Below are 22,727 nucleotides of genomic sequence, written 5' to 3' on the forward strand. Positions count from 1 at the left end.
CCAGTCAGAAATCCCCTCAAAAAATTCATTTGGTTCTTTGGAAAAAGGAATAAAAAAACCAGTGAGATCAGTGATTAAAGATGTATCAATATTTTTGCAGCTATTTGAAGTTCTTAACCAAGCTGCTAATTCTTTGGTATTTTGAGGTTGTATCTGTCCATCTTTATTAGTTCTGTTTTTTGAAAAAAATTCCCTTACTTTTCTAGCTTTTTCTCTTGCTTTACTGTCATATCCATAAAAGAGTGTAATAAAGAAAATTGCACAGCAAACTAGGATAATAGATAATTCTCCTAGTGTATTTTTTCTTCTGTAGCTCCTAGAAATGAAGTTATAATTAGTATTGTTAAAAATATTTTTTTCATTTTATCCTTTCGGCAATAAATCTATCGCTTTAGACATATCTAGTTAGCAAGAATAAGTAGAGATAAACTCAAATGGATGAGGTCTAGCTTCCCAAGGCCAGATTTCAGTTTCAAACTTAAAGCTTTTATACACTTGGATAAATTCCTCACTAAAGACATTGCCTTCTTTGAGATAATCTCTATCAAGTAGCATTTCTTCAATCGCGGTTCTTAGAGTGTGTGGCATTTGCTTGATTCCTTTTTCTCTAATCTCATCAAGGGTGAGTTCAAAAAGATTGATGTCCATAGGTTTTCCCGCATCTGTCTTCTTGTAAATACCATCAATCCCTGCCATCAAAATCGCACAAAATGCTAAATAAGGATTTGCAGAATTATCAGGGAATCTAAACTCTAATCTTGTGCTTTTGCCTTTGCTATTATAAGGGATTCTAACACTTGCACTACGATTGTTTGCGGAGTAAGTAAGGATTGAAGGTGCTTCAAAACCAGGGATTAGTCTTTTAAAAGAGTTTGTTGAGGCATTGCTAAAAGCAGCTACGCTTCTAGCGTGTTTTAAGACTCCTCCCAAAAAGTTTAGTGCCATTTGGCTTAGATTTTGGTATCCATCTCCAGCAAAAAGATTTTGCCCATTTTTCCAAATACTAATATGTGTATGCATACCATTGCCATTATCACCAAAAAGAGGTTTTGGCATAAATGTTGCAGTTTTTCCATTGAGATGTGCCACCATTTTTACAACATATTTTAGTTTTTGCACATTATCAGCTGTTTCTAAAAGATTTCCAAATTTTACTCCAATTTCTCCTTGACCTTGTGCTACTTCGTGATGCACTACAAAAGTTTCAAGTCCCACTTGATGCAAAACTTTAACAATCTCTGCTCTAATATCCATCATTGTATCAATAGGAGGAACAGGGAAATACCCGCCTTTGGTTCCAGATCGATGCCCTATATTGATACCACTCTCAAAGCTTTTGTCTCGATTCCATTCTCCCTCTTCGCTATCAATTTCATAATATTGGCAATTGATAGCATCTTTGATTTTTACGCTATCAAAAATAAAAAATTCATTTTCAGCCCCCACAAAAACCTCATCTCCAATGCCACTGCTTTTGAGATATTCCATAGCTTTTTTTGCAATACTTCTAGGGCATTTTTCATAAGGGGCATTTTTGTAAATATCCCAAATATCACAAAAAACAACAGCAGTAGCATCAGCAGTAAAGGGGTCGATAAAATAACGCACAAGATCAGGTTTTAGAATCATGTCGGATTTTTCTATGGGTTGCCAGCCTTTCATCGAACTAGCATCAAAGGGGATTCCATTTAAAAACATATCTTCATCTACGGATTGAAAGTTGTAAGCTAAGTGATGCCAAGTTCCCTTGATATCACTAAATCTAAAGTCTATAAACTCTACTTCATTTTCTTTACAAAAGTCAAAAAATTCTTGGATTTGAACGTGCATAGTATTCCTTTAAATAAGAGTGCTATATTTTATCATTTTTGGTTCATTTGGAAGAATATCTATGATGTATTTTTTTACAAAGGGCATTGCTAAGGGTACATTGTATTTTTAGGTTGGTTGTAAGGTCTTTAGGTGTGATATTAAATGTTGTTTGGAGGTTATTATTTGTTGCAATGATAAAGAGTTTTTCTTGATTAAGGATAAGGGAGCAAGATGGGGTATTTTGTGTGGCATATTTTTGAAAGATATTTTTAAGATCACTTAGAGTATTTATGTGATGTGAAAAATAGGTTTTTGTAAAATGTAGAGAGATTTCATTTTGAAAGTTTAATAAAGCAGAGGAGAGATAGGTATCACACCTTTTTTCTTTAAAGAAATTTTTTTGGAATCCTAAGGTTATTAAGATTCCAAGGATTATTATCACAAATATAAGTTCAAGTGTGCTAAAGGCTTTAAAACTTGATAGTGTTGTTTTCAAGAGGGGTGATGAGGGTTTTGGGGTATTGTTTGGCAAGTTTTTGGCAAAGAGGAGTTTGGATAGTAGAATCTATTCTTACTACGAGATTTGTTTGATTAAAATCGATAAAAACGCAATTGTTGTTTGCGTCAATTGCTTGATTTTTAGCAAGTCTGATTCCAGTATTTGTGGCAATCCATCTTGATGAGCTTAATCTTGCACTTTCCATAATCAAATCACCATTTAATTGAGTAGGGTTGATGTCTTCAACAAGATATTGTTGTTCTATAGTGCTCATAATAGTTTGAATGTCTGCAACAATAGCAGTATATTGTGCATCACTTCTTGTAAGTGAGAGTTTTGGTAGCGCAATACTTGCAATAATCCCTAAAATAACAATCACAAATACAAGTTCAATCATACTAAAGGCTTTTTGCATTTTTTTCATAGGATTGCATCTACCATGTGTTTTACAAAATTTGCAGAAGTTTTTGCAGATTTTTCTAAAAATTCATCAAAGCTGATGTCTGCATTACCATCAGCACTATCACTAATAGATCTAAAAATACAAAATGGTATATTGAATAAATGGCAAGCCATACCAACAGAGGCTCCTTCCATTTCTACGGCATCAGCTTGAAAATTTTCTATAAGCCATTGTTTTTTATCTTGATTGTGTATAAATTGATCCCCAGAAGCAATAATTCCTTCTTTGAGAATAATGTTTTGATCTTTTGCAACCTCTCTTGCTATGGTATTGAGGCGTTCATCTGTGTGGATATATACACTGCTTTCAGGAATAAAGCCAAGAGGGTGCCCAAAAGCTGTGATATCAACATCGTGTTGGCAAAGCTTTGTGGCAAGCATCAAATCTCCCACTTTTAGGTTTTGATTTAATCCACCAGCAACACCACTAAAAAGGATTTTTTGGCAACCAAAGTGTAATATCATTGTTGTGGCTGTGATACTAGAATGCACTTTTCCAATCTTGCTATAAGCAATAAAAATTTTAGAATTTTTGTAGGTAATTTCATAAAAAATATTGTTGGAAATTTGATGTGTAGTATATTGCTTAAAAATGTCTAATAATGGGGTGATTTCTTCTCTCATTGCCCCAATAATACCTATAATCATTATATCCCCTTAAAGCGTTGCTAAAAAATCTTTTAGTGATGTGGTATCTGTAATGCTGAAGGTATTTTTTTGACTAAGGCGTTTGTTTAATCCTTTTAATACATTGCCACAACCAAATTCAATATAAGCATCAATTTGAGAATCAATTTTTTGGATACTTTGTTTGTAAAGAACAGGCTTTGTAAGCTGATCGCTCAGTAAGAGAATTGCATCTTGTTTGTTGTCATAGCTATTGGTAGTTGCATTAGAAATGACAGGCAGAGAAAAATTTTCTTTTAACATTGGCTCAATCAACTTTGTAAAATCCTCAGTCATACTTGATAGGAGAGGGCAGTGGCTAGCAACAGACATTGGCAATAAAAGTGCTCTTTTTGCGCCAAGTTCTTTTAATGAACCCTCAACACTTGCTAAATCTGCTTTCTTCCCAGCTAGAACAATTTGTCCATCACCATTATAGTTAGCACACCAAATTGATTTGCCATTATTTTGTTGCTCTTGACAAAAATGTTCTAATTTTGCATCATCAAGCCCTACAATTACCATCATCCCAGCATCTTTTCCCTCACAGGCTTGTTGCATTAACAAACCTCTCTTATGAGTTAGAATCAATGCATCTTCAAAACTTAATCCATTAGCAACACTTACAGCACTAATTTCTCCTAAAGAATGTCCTAGAGCCAGCTTTGCTAATAGTGGAGATTCTTCTTGTAAGATGGAGTGTGCAATATAGCTCACTAGGAAAATTGCAGGTTGGGTATATTGGGTTTGATTGATTTTTTCATTATCCTGAAAACAAAGCTCTTGCATATTAAAACCCAGAGTATCACTTGCTAAGTGAAAAAGCTCTTTTGCAAGTTCAAAGTTATCATAAAAGTCTTTTCCCATACCTATGGACTGGCTTCCTTGACCAGGAAAGATGAAGGCATAATTCATTTGTTTCTTAATTCCTTTGTTTTTTATGAAATTTAAACATCCATTGTAGCAAAGTTCCTTTGAAATCCTTGCAAAATTTTGATTTTTTAAGTTATTTTTTATGAAACTTATCATAGAATGGTGCCTCTAGTTTATCAAGACTAGATTCTATGGCTTGGACCGGTGGGTGAGTTGGCTGAAACCACATCCCTGCTAAGGATGCGTAGCCGCAAGGTTACCGAGGGTTCGAATCCCTCCCTGTCCGCCATTATTCTTTCTGACATCCTATCTGTAAAAAATCAATTTCTTTCATCCCTTTTTTATGCTCTAGTGCAAAGGCTCTTCCCTGTTTTGTATTGATGATTTCTTGTAATTTTTTTGTATTGATATATCCTTTTAAAAAAGAGTCTTTTTGCGAGATTTTTAAAAGCATTCTAGCATATGCTATATCACCTCCATGGAATCCATCGTAGAATTCGCAATCAGTTGTATTAAGTGTAGAAGGATTAAAAAAGTTGTAAATATTTTTTTCTTTAGCATAAGAATCAATCGCATTAAGATAACTATATTGGTCTTTATATTGGTTTTGGATTGTTTTATAGATTGTTGGAGCTATTGGAGCTATATAAGTAATTACATGGATATTATGATCTTTTAAGATTTGTTGTATATGCTCAAGTTGTTTTATGCGATCAGATTCTATGGTTTGTGCATAGTAAAATGGGAACATTTGTTGTTGTAAACGATAGAAGGTATTCTCAAATTTTATATCCGCAAAATTACCTAATCCGTAAATAGTTGAGGCATAAAAAGTGGAACCATCAGAAAAACTTCCATCGGAATTGTTAATAGCTCTAAGACCCAAACTATCATAGTTGCTGTAAGGATTGGAAATAAAATTTTCTTTTAGAAACTTGGTAGATAAGGGGATTTTTCCTATCAAGAGGTATTTAAAAATATTTTTTATTTTTTCTTGAGTAATATCCTTTCCTGTGAGTTCTTGATAAGAAGCATTTTTATAATTAGGGAAAGATTTTAGGAGCCACCAAGGATCTAAATTTAAAAAAACTATTTTGGGTATATGAAAAGTTAGCATTTGCTGTATAAAAGCTTCCATTTCACTTGGTCTATTGCTACTATTTGTTGCAGCAATCATAGATTTATCAAAATAAATTTGTCTAAATAAACCAGCTCTTGAGGTTCCTATGATAACAATTTCTGGTTTTTTTTCTCTTATCATTTGAAGACGATAGGAATAGTAATTTTCATTTAATGCAGATCCATAAATAGAATTATTTTTCATCTGTCTTTTTACAATCTCTTCATAGGTATTGTTTTCGTATAAAAAGCTTAAATACTTTAAGATCATATAAAAAAATACAATAAAGCAAATTAGTGTGCCTATAAAAAGATACAGAAATTTTTTATAACTCATAAGATTCCTTAAAAATCAAAATATAAAAATTGCGTTGCTTTGTTTAGATTGATGATACATAGGGTTGCTAAAAAGATTATAAAAAATAAATTTTTATAATTTGGTTTAAAATTATCTTTTAATTTTATGGAATTTTTGAAAATTAGAATAATTATAAAAGCTAAGAAAATATAAGTTAAGAGAAACTTGGCTTCTTCTGGAGCAATATTTGCAAATGTTTCACCAAAGTGTATCCCCCCCCCCCAGCTATTTTGAAAATACTTTGATAAGAATGCTGGTAGAGAAATTCCTCCAAAGCCAAGCATTCCTTTTAGCATGGTTATGGCTCCTTCAAAAGTTTGGGCTCTAAAAAATACCCAAGTAATATTGATAAAGTTAAAAGTAATTATCCATGCAATTATTTTTGGAAGTTTAATTTTTAATTTTTTTGACCAAATATGATTGATAATAATACCTATACCATTGAGTAATCCAAAAATTATAAAATTCCATCCAGCTCCATGCCAAAATCCTGCTATTAAAAAAGTAATGATAGTTGCAATCATGGCATTAGTAAAGGATATTTGCCTAAAACTCTTTAATAGAGGTGTGTAAATATAAGCTGTAATGAAATTTGTTAGTGATATATGCCATCTTTTCCAAAAATCAATAATATTTGTGGCTTTAAGAGGAGAATTAAAATTAATCGGTAAGGCTATATTAAATAGCAAAGAGGCACCAATAGCCATATCACAATATCCACTGAAATCAAAATAAAGTTGAAAGGCATAGGAATATACACTTGCCCAAGATTCAAGTAGATTTAACACCATTCCTTTTTCTACGCTTTCATAACCCAAATTTGCCCAAATAGCAAACTGGTCAGCGATAATCACCTTTTTAAAAAGACCAATAAAAAATATGAAGAGACCCTTGGTGATATTTTCAAGATTTAAAAATTTTGTTTTTAGGCTTTTAAATTGAGGCATGATTTGCTTATGATGTAGAATTGGACCTGCAAGCAAATGTGGGAAATATGTTACAAACAAACTATAATCAATAATGCTTCTATCTACAGATAATTTTTCATAACAATCTGTTAGATAAGCAATCTGAGTGATGGTAAAAAAACTAATTCCAAGAGGTAGTACTATATGTAAAAGTGGCATATCAGTGTTAAAAATATGATTGACATTATCGATAAAAAAATCCATATATTTAAAATAACAGAGCAGTGTTATATTGAAGACTAAGCCTATAATGAACCACACCTTTCTTTTATTTAAAGAATTTATTATTTGTTGTGAAATGAGGTAGTTTGTGGTAATTGAGGCAAGAAGTAAGAATACATAGATAAAATTCCACCATCCATAAAAAAATAAACTTGCTACGATAAGATATATTTTTGCTAGATTGATATATCGAAGTCTAATAAGAAGAAAATATAAAATAAAGCTGATTGGTAAAAAAGCAAAAATAAAGACATAAGAGTTAAAAAGCATTGGTTTCCTTAGGACGCACAAAAAGTTTTAAACCATTGATTATAGCAGACGGCATAAATTTTTTAGTTCTTTTATTTTTTAAAATGCTTGTCGTAAGATGAGATTGAAGCTATATTCTATATTAAGTTTTCCAAAAAAAGTTCTCTCAAATTCAAGTGCTAGTTTGGTATTGGTTGAAAAATTATAACTTGTTGAGAGATTGAGAAACATTCTAGAATCTTTAATGCCTTGATATGTGGTTGAGGTATAGGCATCTTGAATAATTTTTGTGCCATTGTTGATTAGATCTATAGCTCCGCCAATACCACCTCTAAGTGAGAAATGATTAAAATTATATCCAGAAAATAGTGCTGTTTTTAAGTGTAGAGGGATATAGGAGTTTGCATAAAGTGCAATATCTGAAGTATTGTCTTTAAAAGTTTGCTTGCCTAAAAATCCACTTATAAGCTCAATTTGAGGTTCTAGGTAAAAATTTTTATGAAATTTTGATCTATATCCCAATTCGATACTTCCTAAAAATGCATACTGATTGTTGTTTGCATCTATTTTGATAATCTCACTTCCATTATCAATGTTTAGATTAAAGTTGTTTTTGTAAAAAAGATATTTAAAAATAGTATCAATATAAATTCCATTGTGAAATAAAATACTTCCATAGATTCCTGTTCCAATAGAGGTGATATTACCACTAGATTGTGTTTTGTCGGAGAGTTGATAAATTGCTGTGCTGATTAGCCCTCCAATAAAAATCTCAAAATTATTAAAAGCTAGATGTGCGTCATTGCCAAGTTGAATTTCATAAAAATTAGTTTTAAAATCTGTAAGATAAGAGCTTCTACCACCATAGATTCTAGCCCAAGCCCCAATTTTAGATTCCTCATCTCTAAGCTCTCCCATACGCTTAAAAAGATTATTCCATTCCATCACATAGTTGAAATATCCCTGATTGAGTGCATTGTCTATCTCTTTTGTGGCTTGTGGATTTGATGAGGTTTGAAAATAAGAGCCTTGATTGTCTTTTTGCAGATACCATGCATAAGTAGAATTTTGCACATCAAATGTAATATTAGGTTTAAGTTGCGATAAGCTTTTGTTGTAGGTTTCAAATGCAAAAAAATCTTTTTTTAATGCTGAGGCATTGGTAAGTTTAGCTAATGGTATTTTTGTATCATTAAGACTTTCTGTGGGATTGATAGAAATAGTGTTGTTTGCCCCACTTGCACTATTTGTAGATTCTATGATATTGCGATTATTGTTTGTGATATCCAAAATAAAAGTGGAGTTATTGGCACTAAAGTTTTTTACTTTGATATTGCCTCTAGATATGCTATCTGTAAAATTTGCATTTGAGGTATTATCATCTGATATATTTCCCAAAAAGATTGCGTTATTAAGATTGATGGTGGAATTATTTTTGAGGGAAATATTAGATTCAAGAATAATATTAGTATTTTTGATAGTTGTTTCGCTGAGCTGGGCTTGGTATTTGAATTCTGTATAGTAATCATCATATCTATCGCAATAATTTATGCACTGCACGCTTGTAATATTTTCTCCATCATATTTATCAAGATAGATTTTTGAGTTGCCAATATTGATTGTTGCGGTGGTTGCTGTGATGGTTTTTGCTTGGAGTGTTGTGTCTGAACTTTGATTCAAAGAAGTATTGCTAATTTGGATATCCTCAAAGATAAAAGTTCTTGATTCTCTATCACTAGCTCTTGTTGGAGAATCATAGACATTGCTATCACCTATATTTGCATAGCCATTAGCCTGTGTGACATAGTTGTGGGTAGTAGGATGACTTTGGAAAGTGATGTTTTTTGAGCTTGTGAGATTTTTTATTTTAAGATTACCATCAAAGACATAATCGCTATTTATCACTAGGTTGATATTGCCATTGAATTGTCCGTGGTAGATTTGCTGGGGATATAGGTTATTGGCATTTAGTGTGATAGTAGAGATTGTAGAATCTTTTAGATTTTGAATGTTTGCATTAATATCATTTGCATTGATGGTGTTAAAAGCAAGGCTTGCTCCATTGAGCTCAAGTGTGGCACCACCATTTCCAAAATAAATATAATTTGCATTCACTTGATTATTTTTGGTAAGAGTAATTTTTGCACCATTGATTGCATAGATAGAGCCAAAGCTAGTGCCATTTGATTGGATTTCTACTTCACCTTGCCCAATTCTTAGCTTGCCATTAGGGCTACTAGATGTAACGATGAGTTTTCCCTCACCCATTTTTACTAAAGCATCTTTTTGTTTTGTTATTGCTTCATAGGTGAGTGTCGCCCCCTCTCCTATGACAACCCCAGCATGAACAAAAGTAAAATTTCCCTTGATGCTTGAGTTTGTATTATTGGCAAAATATAATCCACTAGCACCAAGATCAGCATTTTGCTGTAGAGTAATATTGCTAGATTTCTGAAAGATGTAATCCTTGCTCTCTTTAAGCTTGCTTAGTCTTGTTGTGCTATTTGTTATGGTGTCTAGAGTATCTGTAATTTTAGTATTTTTAGAATCTACGAATTGATTGTTATTGATAGTGAAGCTTGTTTCCTCAAGAATTTGAGTATGCACGTCTTTGTATTTAGTGATTAGAGCATTGTTGATGAGTGCATAATTTGTTGTGGAGCAGGCATAAGTATCGTTTGTGGTGCTACATCCATCGCTTACCCAAGAAGCTACAGCAATAATGTAGTATTCTTTTGTAAGATTATCATAAACATAAAGAGCACTCCCACTATCGCCACCCCCAGCACTAATGGCAAAATCTTTATAGCTTCCATTATTATTTTTTGCACTTGATTTTATTTCTCCATCTTGAGTGGTAGAATAGCTATATTCTTTGAGATCTACGACAAGACCACCAGTAAAAAACTTGTTTGCATCGGCTATTTTTTTATTTGAACCATTGGTATTTAATCCTTGCATACCAGTTCCAGATCTTACAAATAAACTATATCTAGGATTGTTTAAAACTTCATTGATATTTCCATTATATGCAAAGCCTTGTCTCGCACCACTTTTTTCACTAAAAAAATCTTTATTTAATACTTCGGCTTTTTGATTGAGATTGATTTTATCCATTCTCATGACTTCAAAATCTCTTAAATTTGCATTATATGCACCAGAACCACTAGCTCCTGACCACCAATCAGTAAGGTCGTTATAAGAATCAATAACCCTTGATCGCACGCCACCAAATTCTAAATAACTACCAGATACAATAAGTCTTCTACTTGCACCAATCATATGTGAAGCAGTTAGGACATAGGAACCTCCTATATTTGCAAATTCTCCCATCAATTGCCCACTGCGGTTGGATACTCCAAAATCTATCATTTTTTCAAGATAAATAGTAGCATTAGAATCTTTTGAGGTGATTTGCACAGGAGTATTGGCTTGAAATTTGCCTTTATTGCTTGCAAAATCCAAAAAATCCTGATACCAAAAACTGTCTCCAACACTACCTGCGATTAAGATGCTTTTTATAAAACTAATTGATAATATTTTTTTCAAAACTAATTTTTAATCCTAAATATTTATTGGTTTTTCTCATTCTAGCAAAAAAACTCAGTGACTAGATATTTTTGTTAGAATTTTATCCTCAAGTGACGGGAGCCTATGGATAGGCTGAGAGTAAGCTTATAGCTTAGACCGAACCGGATCTGGGTAATGCCAGCGTCGGGAATGCTAAACTACACTATTACTACCCATCATTTGTCAATTTATTTTTTAAATAAGGGACAAATTATGAAAAAGCTTTTTTTATTTTCTTGTTTTAGTTTTTTGGGTGCAAAAACACTATCATTAGAATCTATTGTAAATACCCAAGAGGATATCAATCCAAGTGTGCAAAATCAAAAGATTCAAAATGTTATGAGTGAGGAAGTAACTCAAAAATATAATATTAACTCAACTACGCAGCTTAATAATTATTTTTCAAATCTTAGGATTTATGCACAAGGTTCTGATACTTTTCCTATGGTTTCTTTTAGGGGAGTTTCTAGTCCTGATTATTATTCTTCAGTAATCGGGGTTTATGTCGATGAAATCCCTCAAAACCCAAACTTTTTGATACAAAATCTCTCGGATATAAAGTCTATTTCTCTTATTGGCGGTGCTGAAGGGCTTTTTTATGGAGAAAATGCTCCATTGGGATTATTGGATATAAAAACAAAAAATCCTTTGAGTGGGAATTATGTTGATTTTTTTACAACTTTTTCACGCTTAAGAGAAGATATAAATGCTCAAATTGGCTATGAATTACTTCAAAATAAACTTTGGGCTAAAGCAAATTTTAGATACATCAAAGATAATGGTTTTATTAAAGATTTGCAAAGTCAAAAGATGCTAAATAGTGCTAATTCTTTTAATGTTGGCACTACTTTTTATTATCAACCCATTGAGAGTATTTTGCTCAGTGCTTCTTATAGTTTTTATCACACTTTTAGTAGAAAAGATTTTTTTCTTACTAAAAATCAAATGCAAAATCTTACTTTAAAGAGTGATGAGAATATTACTTGGGAAGAATTTATACAAGGAGAGCAAGATAAGATTCTCAATAAAACTCCTTTTTTAAATCTTTTTTCGCATAATGCAAATATTAAACTTCAATATTTTGGAGATAGTTTTAATCTAAAATATATTAGTGCTTTTGCAAAAAATGACACATTGGCAAATAGCTATCCTGGGATTTATGTCAAAGATGAAAAAAATGATGGATATTACTATAACACTACACAGGTAATTCAAGAATTGCGTTTGCATACAAATCATACAAAAAATATTCAAAGCCTTTTTGGAATCTACTATAAATTTTTAGCATTGGATAATGGTATGCACAATGTCCCTACAGATTCTGTCTTGGGGTATAGTGGTAATTGGAATGCAAAAGAAGATTTAAATACCTTTGCTTTGTATGCAAATACTTCTTTTGCTTGGAATGATTTTACTTTGCATACTGGAGTTAGATATCAGTTTTTTCACACAAGGATACAATCTTTAAGACCACCTGTTGCAGATATACTACCATATAGCAATGATGCAATTTTTCAAGCATTAAATCCTAGAATCTCTTTGTATTATCAGCCTAGTGAAATTACAAAGTTTTTTATCGAAATGTCAAATTCCACAAAACCTGGAGGTTTTTCAAAATTTCCATTTGCAGATACTGATACCATTGCATATGGTAATGAGCAAATTTATAGCCTAGAGCTAGGGAATAAGACAAGTCTTTTGCAATCTAGATTTAATCTAAAAACAATTTTTTATACAACTTTACGCACAAATACACAAAGCTATGTGGGGGTAGGGTATTATAAAAGTATTAAAAATATTGGTAGTGCTTATGCTATTGGGGTGGATTTTAAGGCAGACTATAGTAAAAAGTTTTTTTCTGGGTTTATTAGCGCAAATCTTGGAATCTCAAAGTTTGTAAATGGTGGGGCCAATAAAGGAAGTATTACTATTTTGGGGAATGAGGGGTTGTATGATTTATCAGGGCTTACTCCAAAATTTGCCCCTATATTTAGCTTTAATATTGGTAATGATTTTGTTTTATTTAAAAACAATGCTCATGAAATTAGTTTTTCTACATTGTTGAATTTTAGCTCTTCATATTATCTGGATGATTTTAATAGGGACGATGATATGCTTCAAAAAGCCTATGTATTATTGGATTTTGGAGTAAATTATCATTTTGCCAAGCATTATAATTTTGCAATTTTTGCACAAAATATTTTAGATACTCGCTATGTTACTACTGTGATTTGGGATTCTTTGGGAAAGGCTTTTGTAGTAGGGGATCCTATCAATTTTGGTTTGAAATTTAGCTGTAATTTTTAAGGCATTATTATAATTTATGATAATTATTATCATTTTTATAATAAATTAAGCTTTAAATGATTATAATGCTCTCACTACAAAAATATTTTGTAGTAATTAAGTTAGTTTTTACATTGTCTTCCTTATGTTATTTCCCTCACTAAAAGTGAGGGGATTTATCCTACACTTTGGCTTATAAACAGATATAAATTTTAATCTCTAAGATATAATTAGATCAAAAACTTAAACAATTAGAGAAAAAATTGAGTGTAAAAATACAAGAAATAACAAACAAAGATTTATTAGAAGTTGAACAACTTTACTGCAAAAGTATTGCGCAAAATCCAGATGGATTTATTCAAAGGCTAGATTTATTGCCAAATATTAAAGATTTTATTTTAACTACAAAGAAGCAGGGAGGTAACTTTTTTTCTCTGAGATTGGAAGAAGAGATTATTGGTATGTGTGGTTTGATAAAAAAGGATGATTTAGTGGTAGAGCTTTGTAAATTTCATATCAAAGATATTTATCAAGGGAGGGGCTTTGGGGGAAAGATGCTTGATTTTGTGCAAGAGTATGCCAAAATAAAAGGGTATAAAAAACTTATCTTGCATGTAAGCAAAAGTCAAGAGAGAGCAATTACACTTTACAAAAAGTATCTTTTTAAAATAACTTCTGAAGAGATTTGTGAAGTGATACTTCAAGAAACAATATATACTTATCCTACATTATTTATGGAAAAAATACTTTAAGTTTTTTTGGGTGATATCAATGTTAAATATTGTTTTAGTAGAACCACAAATACCTCAAAATACAGGAAATATAGGAAGATTATGTGTAGCTGGAAATGCGAGATTGCATTTGATACATCCTTTGGGTTTTAGTATTGATGAAAAATCTCTGAAGCGTGCTGGTATGGATTATTGGGAAAAATTAGATGTTAGAGAATATGAGAATCTAGAAATTTTTTGGCAAAAAAATCCTTTTGATGATAAGCATTTTTTTCTTAGCACCAAAGCACAAAAGATTTATTATGAAGCTAATTTTTGTGATGAGTGTTTTTTGTATTTTGGAAGAGAGGATGCAGGTATAAAAGAAAATATATTGCAACAATATGCAAATCAGGTATATAAAATCCCTATGTTCAAAGATACAAGAAGCATTAATCTAGCTACATCTGTTGGAGCAGTGCTTTATGAGGCTATAAGACAGACAGGTGTATATAAGAGTTTTTAGGGTTTTATAAATTTTTTGAGTGCTTCAAGATTATTTTTAGATTCTTTTTTATCCTTTGTGTCATTTTTGCAACTATTATTAGTTTCAAATTCTTTTAATATTTGATTATGTGTTGGTTGTGCTGATTTTTCTTCACATTCCTTTGTTTTTTCTTGTGAGAAACAAAGACTTATGAGAAAAAATAAGAGGTATTTCATTGTGATATCCAATTTGAGATTTGATCCATCATCCCAAAAAAAACAACAAGACCTAATGCTATAAGCAATATGCCTGAGAATATTTCAATTATTTTAAAATACTTTTTTATTCCATTGAAAAAAATAAAAGATTTTTGAATAAATAAAGCTACGAATAAAAAAGGAACAGAAAGTCCTATGGAATACATCACAATGAGTAGTATGCCAAAGGTTTCATTTGTGCTACTAAATAAAATAATGCTTGAGAAGATTGGTCCAAGACAAGGGGTCCATCCTAGTGCAAAACTTATGCCTAAAATAAAAGGAGAGAATAGGGTATGAAAGATATTTTTTTGTTGTATTTCGATATGCTTGCTTTTGTATAAAAAAGAAAGTCGTAAGATACCTATAAAATGCAAGCCAAAAATAATGATAATGATACCAGCAAATTGCTTAATCCAATGGGGGGCAAATGTATTGATAATTTTTGCAGAAGAGGCACCAAAAAGAATAAAGATAATAGAAAAACCAAAAGAAAATATCAATGCCTGTATCAATAATGAAAAACTTCTTTTTTTCTTTTTAATATTTTGAAGATTTTCACCACACATATAAGAAATATATGCTGGAACCAACGGCAATATACATGGACTTAGGAAAGTCAAGATTCCTGCTAAAAATGAAACCATTAATGGAGCATTTTGAAAAATATTTTCTAAGAGTTGATCCATTTGTAACCTTGATTTTCTAGAGTAAAAGTTAATATGCTTAATTAAAACATAAAAAAATAAATTTTAGTTATAATTGCAAGTTTTAGGTAATACAATAGGTGAATAAATGATAAATAAAGATGATAAGAAATCCTCCATGTTTGAAAATTTAGGTTTATCAAAAGGGGTATTAAAGGGGATAAGAGAGGCAGGATTTTCTCAACCAAGTCCTATTCAAGAACAGGCAATTCCAGTAATTCTAGAAAAAAAAGACATAATTGCACAAGCTCAAACAGGCACGGGAAAGACAGCAGCTTTTGCGTTGCCTATTATAGAAATGTTAAAAAACAATCAAGGTATTGAGGCATTGGTGATTACGCCTACAAGAGAGCTTGCGATGCAAATTAGTGATGAGGTTTATAAGCTAGGCAAGTTTGTAAAAACTCGCACAGTTTGTGTGTATGGAGGGCAAAGTATCAAAAAGCAATGTGAGCTTATTGAAAAAAATCCTCAAGTGATGATTGCAACTCCAGGAAGATTGCTAGATCATCTAAAAAATCAAAGAATCAAAAATTTTAATCCGCGTTTTGTAGTTTTAGATGAAAGTGATGAAATGCTTGATATGGGGTTTTTAGACACGATTGAAGAAATTTTCAATTATTTGCCACAACAAGTGCAGATTCTATTATTTTCAGCGACAATGCCTACTGCTATCAAAAGATTGGCTGATAGAATCTTACAAGATCCTGTGCACATTAAAATCACTCCAACTAATGTAACAAATGTTGATATAGCACAACGATATTATATGATAAATGAAAATGAGAGAAGCGAAGCTGTTATTAGGTTGCTCGATACTGAGAATATTCACAAATGCATTATTTTTACACGGACAAAAAAGGAAGCAGATGACTTGCATGTATTGTTATGTTCTAGGGGGTATAAATCAAAAGCATTGCATGGGGATATGGATCAAAGAGATAGAAGGAGTGCAATTCTAGCTTTCAAGGAAAAAAAATATAATATTTTAGTAGCTACAGATGTTGCAAGTAGAGGGCTTGATATTAGTGATGTTAGCCATGTTTTTAATTATCATATCCCATTGAATTCTGAAATTTATGTGCATCGTATAGGAAGGACTGGGAGAGCTGGAAAAAAAGGCGTTGCAATCACTCTTGTAACACCTCTTGAATATAAAGATTTAAAAAAGATACAAAATGATGTTGGAAGCGATTTGGAGCTTTATGAAATTCCACAAGATAAATTTTTATCTAAAAGCACTATTCAAGAAATCTTAAAGACAAAAATTGATGATAAGGCTTTTGAGATTTATGAAGAGTTAAAAAATCATGCAGATGCATCTCAAATTACCCTTAAGCTTATTTCAATTTATTTAAAACAAAAGCATATCGGACTTAAAAAGCAAGATTTAGATGCTTTAGAAAAAAATATTAAAGTTCAAGAACAAAAAAAATCTCCATTAACACATCAAAAATCAAGAAGAAGACATAGCCAAGATAGAAAATCTGAAAATAGAAGAAATAAGAGAAAATCTAATAAGGAGTATAGATGAAAGAAGCAAAATTTATTTGGAAAGATGGAAAACTAATACCTTGGGCTGAGGCTACAACACATGTTTTATCACATACATTGCATTATGGAAATGCTGCTTTTGAAGGCACTCGCGCATACATGACGCAAAAAGGTCTTGCTATTTTTAGATTAAAAGATCATACAAAACGCTTATTGGATTCTTGTAAAATCACAGCAATCAAATGCCCTTATTCTCAAGAAGAATTAGAAAAAGCACAAATTGAATTATTAAAGGCTAATCAAGATATTTTTAAAGGAAATGTATATATTAGACCTTTAGTGTATTTAGGTTATGGAGTAATGGGAATTGATCATAGAAAAGCACCTGTTAATGTTGCTATTGCAGCTTGGGAGTGGGGAGCTTATTTAGGAGAAGAGGGGTTACTTGAGGGGATAAAAGTCAAGACAAGTTCTTTTGTAAGAAGTAGTGTTAAATCCACTATGGGTAAGGCAAAAATCTCTGCTAATTATCTTAATTCTCAAATGGCAAAATATGAGGCATTGGAATGCGGATTTGAAGAGGCTTTGTTATTAGATGACAATGGTTTTGTGGCTGAGGGTAGTGGAGAGTGTTTTTTTATAGTAAGAAATGGCAAGCTTATTACTCCTCCTAGTGATAATGCTTTAGAATCTATTACACAAGCAACGGTTATAGAGCTTGCAAATGACTTGGGCTTAGAAGTTGAGAGAAGACGTATTACACGCGATGAAGTTTATATTTGTGATGAAGCATTTTTTACAGGCACAGCAGCAGAAATTACTCCTATTAAATCTCTTGATTTTAGGCAAATAGGAGATGGAAAAAGGGGAGAAGTTACAAAGAGATTACAGGAGAATTTCTTTGAGATTGTCTTAGGGAAAAATTCAAAATATTCTCATTATCTAACATATATTTCATAAGAATAAGGAGTAAAAATGCCAATTGATTTAAATGAACATCTAAAGAAAAAAACACAAAATCAACAAAACGATAGAAATGATTTTAAAAAAGATATTCGAGATGAATTGCCGCCAAGAAAAAATTCTAATAATTTTGGAAATTTTTCTTCAAAGAATATCGCACTTCTTATTTTTTCTATAGTGGTTGTTTTGGGGTTATTTGTCTTAAAGCCATTTGTGGTTATCAATTCTGGTGAGGTTGGTATTAAGGTTACAGCAGGTGAATATGATAAGATTCCTTTGCAACCAGGAATTAGATTTTTTATTCCAATTATCCAAAAGATTATTGTTGTAGATACTAAGGTGCGTGCAATCAATTTTTCCGGGACAGAAGATATGGGTGTTTTGGGAAAAAATCAAGGAATTTTTAGAAATGATGCTATTAGTGTGATGGATTCTAGGGGATTGACAGTATCTATTGAGCTAACAGTGCAATATCGTCTTAATCCTCAGACTGCTTCTTTAACTTTAGCTACTTATGGTCCTAGTTGGGAGCAAATTATTATCAACCCAATTGTAAGAGATGTAGTGCGAAATGTTATAGGACGCTATCCAGCAGAAGATCTACCAACAAAGCGTAATGAAATTGCAAAATTGATTGATGAGGGGATACGAAGTGATATTGCAAAAAGAGATAATCAGCCAGTAGAGCTTAGTTCTGTGCAGCTTAGAGAGATTGTATTACCTATGAAAATTAAAGAGCAAATTGAAAAAGTTCAGATAGCAAGACAGGAAGCTGAGAGGGTTAGATATGAAGTAGATCGCTCAAAGCAAGAGGCAGAAAAGGTTGCTGCTCTTGCAAAAGGTGAGGCAGATGCAAATCGTATCAAGGCTCAAGGTAGCGCTGATGCTATTATTATTGAAGCAAAAGCAAAGGCAAGTGCCAATAAGTCGATTGCTGAGAGTTTGAATGATAAATTATTAAGATTAAGAGAGATTGAGGTTCAGGGCAAATTTAATGAAGCATTAAAAGAAAATAAAGATGCACAGATTTTCCTAATGCCAGGCGGTGCTGTTCCAAATTTATGGGTAGATTCTAAGAAAAAAGCCTCTAGTATGAAACAATGATGGATGTCAATGCAATAATCCAAAACCTTGATTGGAAAAAATCACCCCTTATTCCTAGTATTATTCAAGATTATAAAACTCTTGATGTTCTAATGCTAGGCTTTGTAAATCAAGAAGCGTTGCGATTGAGTATAGAGAGTGGGGTAATGCACTATTTTTCTCGAACAAAAAATCGAATCTGGAAAAAAGGGGAAAGTAGTGGTAATTTTCAAAAAATTAAAGAAATAAAAATTGATTGTGATAATGATAGTTTGTTGTTTTTTGTAGAGCAGGTAGGGGTTGCTTGTCATACGGGATCTAAAAGCTGTTTTTTTAAAGATGTTGCATTTGAAAATAAAGAGGTAACACCTCAAGAGAAGAAACAAAATGATGATGTCTTAGATTCTTTGTATCATATATTATTAGAGCGAAGATTAGCATCAAGTGACACTTCTTATACTGCTTTACTCTTTGAAAAAGGTATCAATACAATATGTAAAAAAATTGCAGAAGAAGCAGGGGAATTGCTTTGTGAATTTAAGGATGCTAATAAAGATAAAATTATTTATGAAGCATCGGATTTACTTTATCATCTGATGGTGGGATTGGTTTATTTTAATATTCATCCAGATGCAATTTTGCAAGAGTTAAAACGCAGATTTAGTTTTAGTGGCATTGAGGAAAAAAATAATAGGCAGAAATAAATAATGATATTAGATTCAATCAAGGATGTTTTATATGGAATAGATATTCTAGCTCTCATAGTGTTTTGTATGGGGTTAGTGTTATTTTTGATTTTTTTTACTTTTGGGGTTTATTTTTTTAAAAAAAGATTTTTGGGTGGAATATGTTTTTTTGTAGCTTTTGTAGCTTTATTTAGCATACCATTTGTATTGGCCCTAAGCTCTAAAAATTTTTTCCACAAGATTAGCATTGTGCAGAATAATTCCAAGCCTTTATCTTATAGTAATTCATTCTTGATTGATATAACTTTTAAAAATGAAGGTAAGTTTAATTTTGATAAATGTTTGATAGTCATTGAACCACAAAGAAAAAAAAGAGATTTAAAGAATAAAATTTTGGATTTTTTAACCCCACTAGAGAGATATAAATATAAAATAAAAGATAAAATCAAGATTTCTCAAGAATATAGTATTTATACAATTTTGGATTATAACTACAAGGAGTATCCTTATAGCATGAGTTTAGATTGTCGCTAGGGAGCTAATAAAAAGGGCAGCACACTCACTTTTTAGAATAAATTGATTGGAAATACTAAGCTTTTTTTGAGAAATAAACATTTGTCTCTCTATCTCATCAAAACCTCCTTCAGGTCCAATGAAAATGCCATTTTCAAAATTTGTAATTCGTGATGCATAGATATCAGCACCATCAAAATCCATCACAAAACTATTTGGATATTTTTGCAATGCTTCTTGAGTATTTTTTAAGAGCTCAATTTCCATTAGATCGCTTCTATTGCATTGCTCACAAGATGATATTAGAATCTTATGAAGTCTCTCTAGCGATATTTTTTCATTTTTTTGACTGCGATTTGCAAAGAAAAATGATATTTTTTTTACCCCTAGCTGATTGAGATAAGGAAGAGTTTTTTCGATATTTTTATTCTCAATAATTGCCCAGATAAGATGGAGCTTTTTTGTGGAAGCTAGAGGGAGTTTTTTTGTCTCCACTAACATTAAGGTTGCTTGCTTTTTTTCAATTTGCAAATGTTTGTAGGTATAGAGATTGTTATCTTGCAAATTTCTAAAACAAAGCAAAGTTTGTATTTTTGTGCGTCTTGCTTTATAGAGGTGATTGAAAAGTTCATCTTTAATTTCTAAGATTTCTTTACCTGCATTGATGTGGTAGCAAAATTGCATTATAAAAGTGCCCCAAGAATTAAACCAATTATTAAAATAAAATTTACAGAGTAAAGTTTTTTGCATAAGGATATATATTTTTTCATACTAGTTTCCGAGATTCTATCCTCTTTTAATCTTTTAATGCGGTAGATTTCGCTCCCAGTTAAAATACAAAAGACTAACAACATGAGAATGATAGAGAATTTAAAATAAAAATGCTCCATTGCCCATACACAAAGACCGCCAAAAAAACTAATGCTTAGCAATAAAAAAATTAAAGGCATGCTATACCAAATTCTTTTGTTGATAGTCGCATAATTTTTTTGCATTTGCAATGTAAGGAGATTGATGAGATAGATAAGAGGCAAAGGAAGGGTTAAAAAATAGTGATAAAAAATCATTGTTTCTAAAATATTTTTTGTTGCAATAGATTCCATAAAAGCTCCTTGATCTAGGGTATTCTACCATAAATATTAACTTTATTTTAATATCATAAAAGCCAAATTTTGGATAAAAGGATAGAGTATAAAAGAAGGTGTTTTGCTCCTAAATATGGGAGGTCCTAGTCATCTTGGTGAGGTGGAAGTTTTTTTAAGGAATATGTTTAAAGACCCTTATATTTTACCCATAAAAAATTCTTTAATGCGTAAGTTTGTGGGGAGTATGATTGTAAAAAAACGCTTAGAAAAAGCAAAAGAAAATTACCGTGCCATTGGCGGTAAATCACCAATGGTGGGTTATACTTTTTCCCTGTGTCAAAAGTTACAAGAAAAAAATTCTAAGCGTTTTTATTCTTATGCAATGCGATATACGCCTCCCTTTACTGATATGGCACTTAAGGAAATGCAACAAAAAGGCATTCAGAAAATTTATCTTTTTAGTATGTATCCACAATATTCATCAACCACAACCCTTTCTTCTTTTAGTGAAGTGCATCGCTGTTTAAAAGAGTTGGATTATAAACCTGTTATAGAAATTATAGAGCGTTATTATGATAATGCTATCTATCATAAAAATATGCTAAATAGCATATTAAAAACTCTTAATGGTTTAGATTCTAAAGATTTTATTTTGATTTTTTCTGCACATTCTTTGCCTCAAAGTATTGTGGTTTCTGGAGATCCTTATCAGCAAGAATGCGAAAAAACTTTTGAATATATGAAAGCTTTATTAAAAGAAAATAATTTAATCTTTAAAGATGTGCTCTTGTCTTACCAATCTAAGATTGGCAAGATGAAGTGGATAGGGCCAAGCACTCAGAGTATTATTGAGGAGCATGCAAAAGAGAATCTTTTATTATACCCATTGGGCTTTACGATTGATAATTCAGAAACTGCTTTTGAAATTGATATAGAATACAGGCAGCTTGCAAAAGCATTGGGTAATAAAAATTTTTTAGTTTCCCCTTGTTTTAATGATAGTGATGATTTTGCAGATTTTATTTTAAACCTTATAGGAGAAAAATAGATGAAAAAAATTGCTTTAGTCTTATTGTGTTTAGGATTATTTTTTGGTTGCAAGGATCAAGGAATTGATTCTCAATCATTTTCTTCTGGGAATGAGGTAAGTTTAGAAACACAGCAATTAAGTCAAGATATGGATAAAAAAAGTTATGAAGGTTTAGAAGATATTTTTAAAGATACGAGCTTGATAGAAACAAACAATAAGTATCTTTTGATGATTTTTGGTAAAAATAATTGCAAGTATTGCGATAAGTTAAAAGATGAAATCAAGCGCTCTAACAGAGTAAAAGAATATATCAAAGAAAATTTTAGTGCTTATTATGTCAATATTAGTTATGACAAAAAACATCATCTTGCTTTTATTGATAAAAAAGAAATAAAACAAGCTGATGTAGCGACTTCGCAGCTTGCTGATGGAATCTATAAAGTTTTTTCAACCCCTACGATTATTTTTGGTGATAAAGATGGAAAAACAATTTTTGAGATTCCTGGTTATGTGCCAGAAGAGAGATTTTATAAAACTCTAGAGTTTATTGTGTCTAACAAGTGGCAGAAGGGAAGAAGTGATAAAGAAAGATTGAAGATATTGCAGGATTTTATAGAAGGAAAATAAA

22 protein-coding genes, 1 tRNA gene and 1 riboswitch are annotated in these 22,727 nt (G+C 31.5%); of the genes, 11 read left to right on the forward strand and 12 right to left on the reverse strand.

The features are described from left to right. Positions 1-405 precede the first annotated feature (405 nt). The 5 genes from glnA to fabD are packed head-to-tail and all read right to left on the reverse strand — an operon-like array spanning position 406 to position 4,354. Positions 406-1,830, reverse strand: a complete 1,425-nt coding sequence (gene glnA / locus CQA57_RS00005) for a type I glutamate--ammonia ligase (protein ID WP_115578184.1) — start codon at positions 1,828-1,830, stop codon at positions 406-408. A 43-nt stretch (positions 1,831-1,873) separates the two neighbouring features. Further along, complete coding sequence (locus tag CQA57_RS00010) at positions 1,874-2,254, reverse strand: hypothetical protein (RefSeq protein WP_147288328.1); 381 nt, start codon at positions 2,252-2,254, stop codon at positions 1,874-1,876. A gap of 28 nt (positions 2,255-2,282) precedes the next feature. After that, positions 2,283-2,735, reverse strand: coding sequence for a type II secretion system protein (locus CQA57_RS00015; protein ID WP_245941816.1), 453 nt, complete (start codon positions 2,733-2,735; stop codon positions 2,283-2,285). Next, positions 2,732-3,421, reverse strand: a complete 690-nt coding sequence (locus tag CQA57_RS00020) for a 5'-methylthioadenosine/adenosylhomocysteine nucleosidase (protein WP_115578186.1) — start codon at positions 3,419-3,421, stop codon at positions 2,732-2,734. Before CQA57_RS00020 ends, CQA57_RS00015 begins: the two co-directional genes overlap by 4 nt. A 9-nt stretch (positions 3,422-3,430) precedes the next feature. After that, a complete protein-coding gene (gene fabD, locus CQA57_RS00025; protein WP_115578397.1) occupies positions 3,431-4,354 on the reverse strand; it encodes an ACP S-malonyltransferase in 924 nt (307 codons plus the stop codon). A gap of 156 nt (positions 4,355-4,510) precedes the next feature. Here fabD and CQA57_RS00030 point away from each other — a divergent pair. Beyond that, positions 4,511-4,601: transfer RNA gene (locus CQA57_RS00030), tRNA-Ser, on the forward strand. Here the strand turns inward: CQA57_RS00030 and CQA57_RS00035 are convergent. From CQA57_RS00035 to CQA57_RS00045, 3 genes are all read right to left on the reverse strand, one after another. Continuing rightward, positions 4,602-5,768: a hypothetical protein gene (locus CQA57_RS00035; RefSeq protein ID WP_115578187.1), complete on the reverse strand. Its 1,167-nt coding sequence runs from the start codon at positions 5,766-5,768 to the stop codon at positions 4,602-4,604. Between the two features lie 8 nt (positions 5,769-5,776). After that, entirely contained in the window at positions 5,777-7,249 is a 1,473-nt protein-coding gene (locus CQA57_RS00040) for an MBOAT family O-acyltransferase (RefSeq protein ID WP_115578188.1), read from the reverse strand. Between the two features lie 78 nt (positions 7,250-7,327). After that, positions 7,328-10,777, reverse strand: a complete 3,450-nt coding sequence (locus CQA57_RS00045; protein WP_115578189.1) for an autotransporter outer membrane beta-barrel domain-containing protein — start codon at positions 10,775-10,777, stop codon at positions 7,328-7,330. An 85-nt stretch (positions 10,778-10,862) separates the two neighbouring features. After that, a riboswitch (TPP riboswitch) is annotated at positions 10,863-10,966 on the forward strand. 45 nt (positions 10,967-11,011) lie between these two features. Here CQA57_RS00045 and CQA57_RS00050 point away from each other — a divergent pair. From CQA57_RS00050 to CQA57_RS00060, 3 genes are all read left to right on the forward strand, one after another. Beyond that, positions 11,012-13,105: a TonB-dependent receptor gene (locus CQA57_RS00050; protein ID WP_115578190.1), complete on the forward strand. Its 2,094-nt coding sequence runs from the start codon at positions 11,012-11,014 to the stop codon at positions 13,103-13,105. A 242-nt stretch (positions 13,106-13,347) separates the two neighbouring features. Next, entirely contained in the window at positions 13,348-13,836 is a 489-nt protein-coding gene (locus CQA57_RS00055; protein WP_245941817.1) for a GNAT family N-acetyltransferase, read from the forward strand. 19 nt (positions 13,837-13,855) lie between these two features. Then, positions 13,856-14,320 carry a tRNA (cytidine(34)-2'-O)-methyltransferase gene (locus CQA57_RS00060; RefSeq protein ID WP_115578191.1) on the forward strand — a complete coding sequence of 155 codons (465 nt, stop codon included), beginning with the start codon at positions 13,856-13,858 and terminating at the stop codon, positions 14,318-14,320. Here CQA57_RS00060 and CQA57_RS00065 read toward each other — a convergent pair. Both CQA57_RS00065 and CQA57_RS00070 read right to left on the reverse strand, forming a co-directional pair. Beyond that, positions 14,317-14,517, reverse strand: coding sequence for a hypothetical protein (locus CQA57_RS00065; RefSeq protein WP_115578192.1), 201 nt, complete (start codon positions 14,515-14,517; stop codon positions 14,317-14,319). The genes CQA57_RS00060 and CQA57_RS00065 overlap by 4 nt on opposite strands. Continuing rightward, on the reverse strand, positions 14,514-15,227 hold the full coding sequence (locus CQA57_RS00070; RefSeq protein WP_115578193.1) for a cytochrome c biogenesis protein CcdA: 714 nt from the start codon (positions 15,225-15,227) through the stop codon (positions 14,514-14,516). The genes CQA57_RS00065 and CQA57_RS00070 overlap by 4 nt, the downstream gene beginning before the upstream one ends. Before the next feature lie 106 nt (positions 15,228-15,333). Between CQA57_RS00070 and CQA57_RS00075 the strand changes: the two genes are divergently transcribed. From CQA57_RS00075 to CQA57_RS00095, 5 genes are read left to right on the forward strand one after another with little or no spacing between them, the layout of a single operon-like run. Next, positions 15,334-16,779, forward strand: coding sequence for a DEAD/DEAH box helicase (locus CQA57_RS00075; protein WP_115578194.1), 1,446 nt, complete (start codon positions 15,334-15,336; stop codon positions 16,777-16,779). Next, positions 16,776-17,699: a branched-chain amino acid transaminase gene (locus CQA57_RS00080; protein WP_115578195.1), complete on the forward strand. Its 924-nt coding sequence runs from the start codon at positions 16,776-16,778 to the stop codon at positions 17,697-17,699. The genes CQA57_RS00075 and CQA57_RS00080 overlap by 4 nt, the downstream gene beginning before the upstream one ends. 15 nt (positions 17,700-17,714) lie before the next feature. Then, on the forward strand, positions 17,715-18,806 hold the full coding sequence (locus CQA57_RS00085; protein ID WP_115578196.1) for a prohibitin family protein: 1,092 nt from the start codon (positions 17,715-17,717) through the stop codon (positions 18,804-18,806). Beyond that, on the forward strand, positions 18,803-19,489 hold the full coding sequence (gene hisIE, locus CQA57_RS00090) for a bifunctional phosphoribosyl-AMP cyclohydrolase/phosphoribosyl-ATP diphosphatase HisIE (protein WP_115578197.1): 687 nt from the start codon (positions 18,803-18,805) through the stop codon (positions 19,487-19,489). Before CQA57_RS00085 ends, hisIE begins: the two co-directional genes overlap by 4 nt. 3 nt (positions 19,490-19,492) lie before the next feature. Further along, positions 19,493-20,005: a DUF2393 family protein gene (locus CQA57_RS00095; protein ID WP_115578198.1), complete on the forward strand. Its 513-nt coding sequence runs from the start codon at positions 19,493-19,495 to the stop codon at positions 20,003-20,005. Here the strand turns inward: CQA57_RS00095 and CQA57_RS00100 are convergent. Together CQA57_RS00100 and CQA57_RS00105 are read right to left on the reverse strand one after the other, a co-directional pair. Continuing rightward, positions 19,991-20,668: a 16S rRNA (uracil(1498)-N(3))-methyltransferase gene (locus CQA57_RS00100; protein WP_115578199.1), complete on the reverse strand. Its 678-nt coding sequence runs from the start codon at positions 20,666-20,668 to the stop codon at positions 19,991-19,993. The two genes, CQA57_RS00095 and CQA57_RS00100, sit on opposite strands and share 15 nt — an antisense overlap. Further along, positions 20,668-21,087, reverse strand: coding sequence for a hypothetical protein (locus CQA57_RS00105; protein WP_115578200.1), 420 nt, complete (start codon positions 21,085-21,087; stop codon positions 20,668-20,670). The genes CQA57_RS00100 and CQA57_RS00105 overlap by 1 nt, the downstream gene beginning before the upstream one ends. Positions 21,088-21,175: 88 nt before the next feature. Here CQA57_RS00105 and hemH point away from each other — a divergent pair, with 88 nt between their 5' ends. Together hemH and CQA57_RS00115 are read left to right on the forward strand one after the other, a co-directional pair. Beyond that, positions 21,176-22,117, forward strand: a complete 942-nt coding sequence (gene hemH / locus CQA57_RS00110; RefSeq protein WP_281270371.1) for a ferrochelatase — start codon at positions 21,176-21,178, stop codon at positions 22,115-22,117. Continuing rightward, positions 22,118-22,726 carry a SoxW family protein gene (locus tag CQA57_RS00115; protein WP_115578202.1) on the forward strand — a complete coding sequence of 203 codons (609 nt, stop codon included), beginning with the start codon at positions 22,118-22,120 and terminating at the stop codon, positions 22,724-22,726. It begins immediately after the preceding gene. The last annotated feature ends 1 nt before the right edge of the window (position 22,727 follow it).

Origin of the sequence: Helicobacter anseris (assembly GCF_003364335.1) — a bacterium.
GTDB lineage: Bacteria > Campylobacterota > Campylobacteria > Campylobacterales > Helicobacteraceae > Helicobacter_H > Helicobacter_H anseris.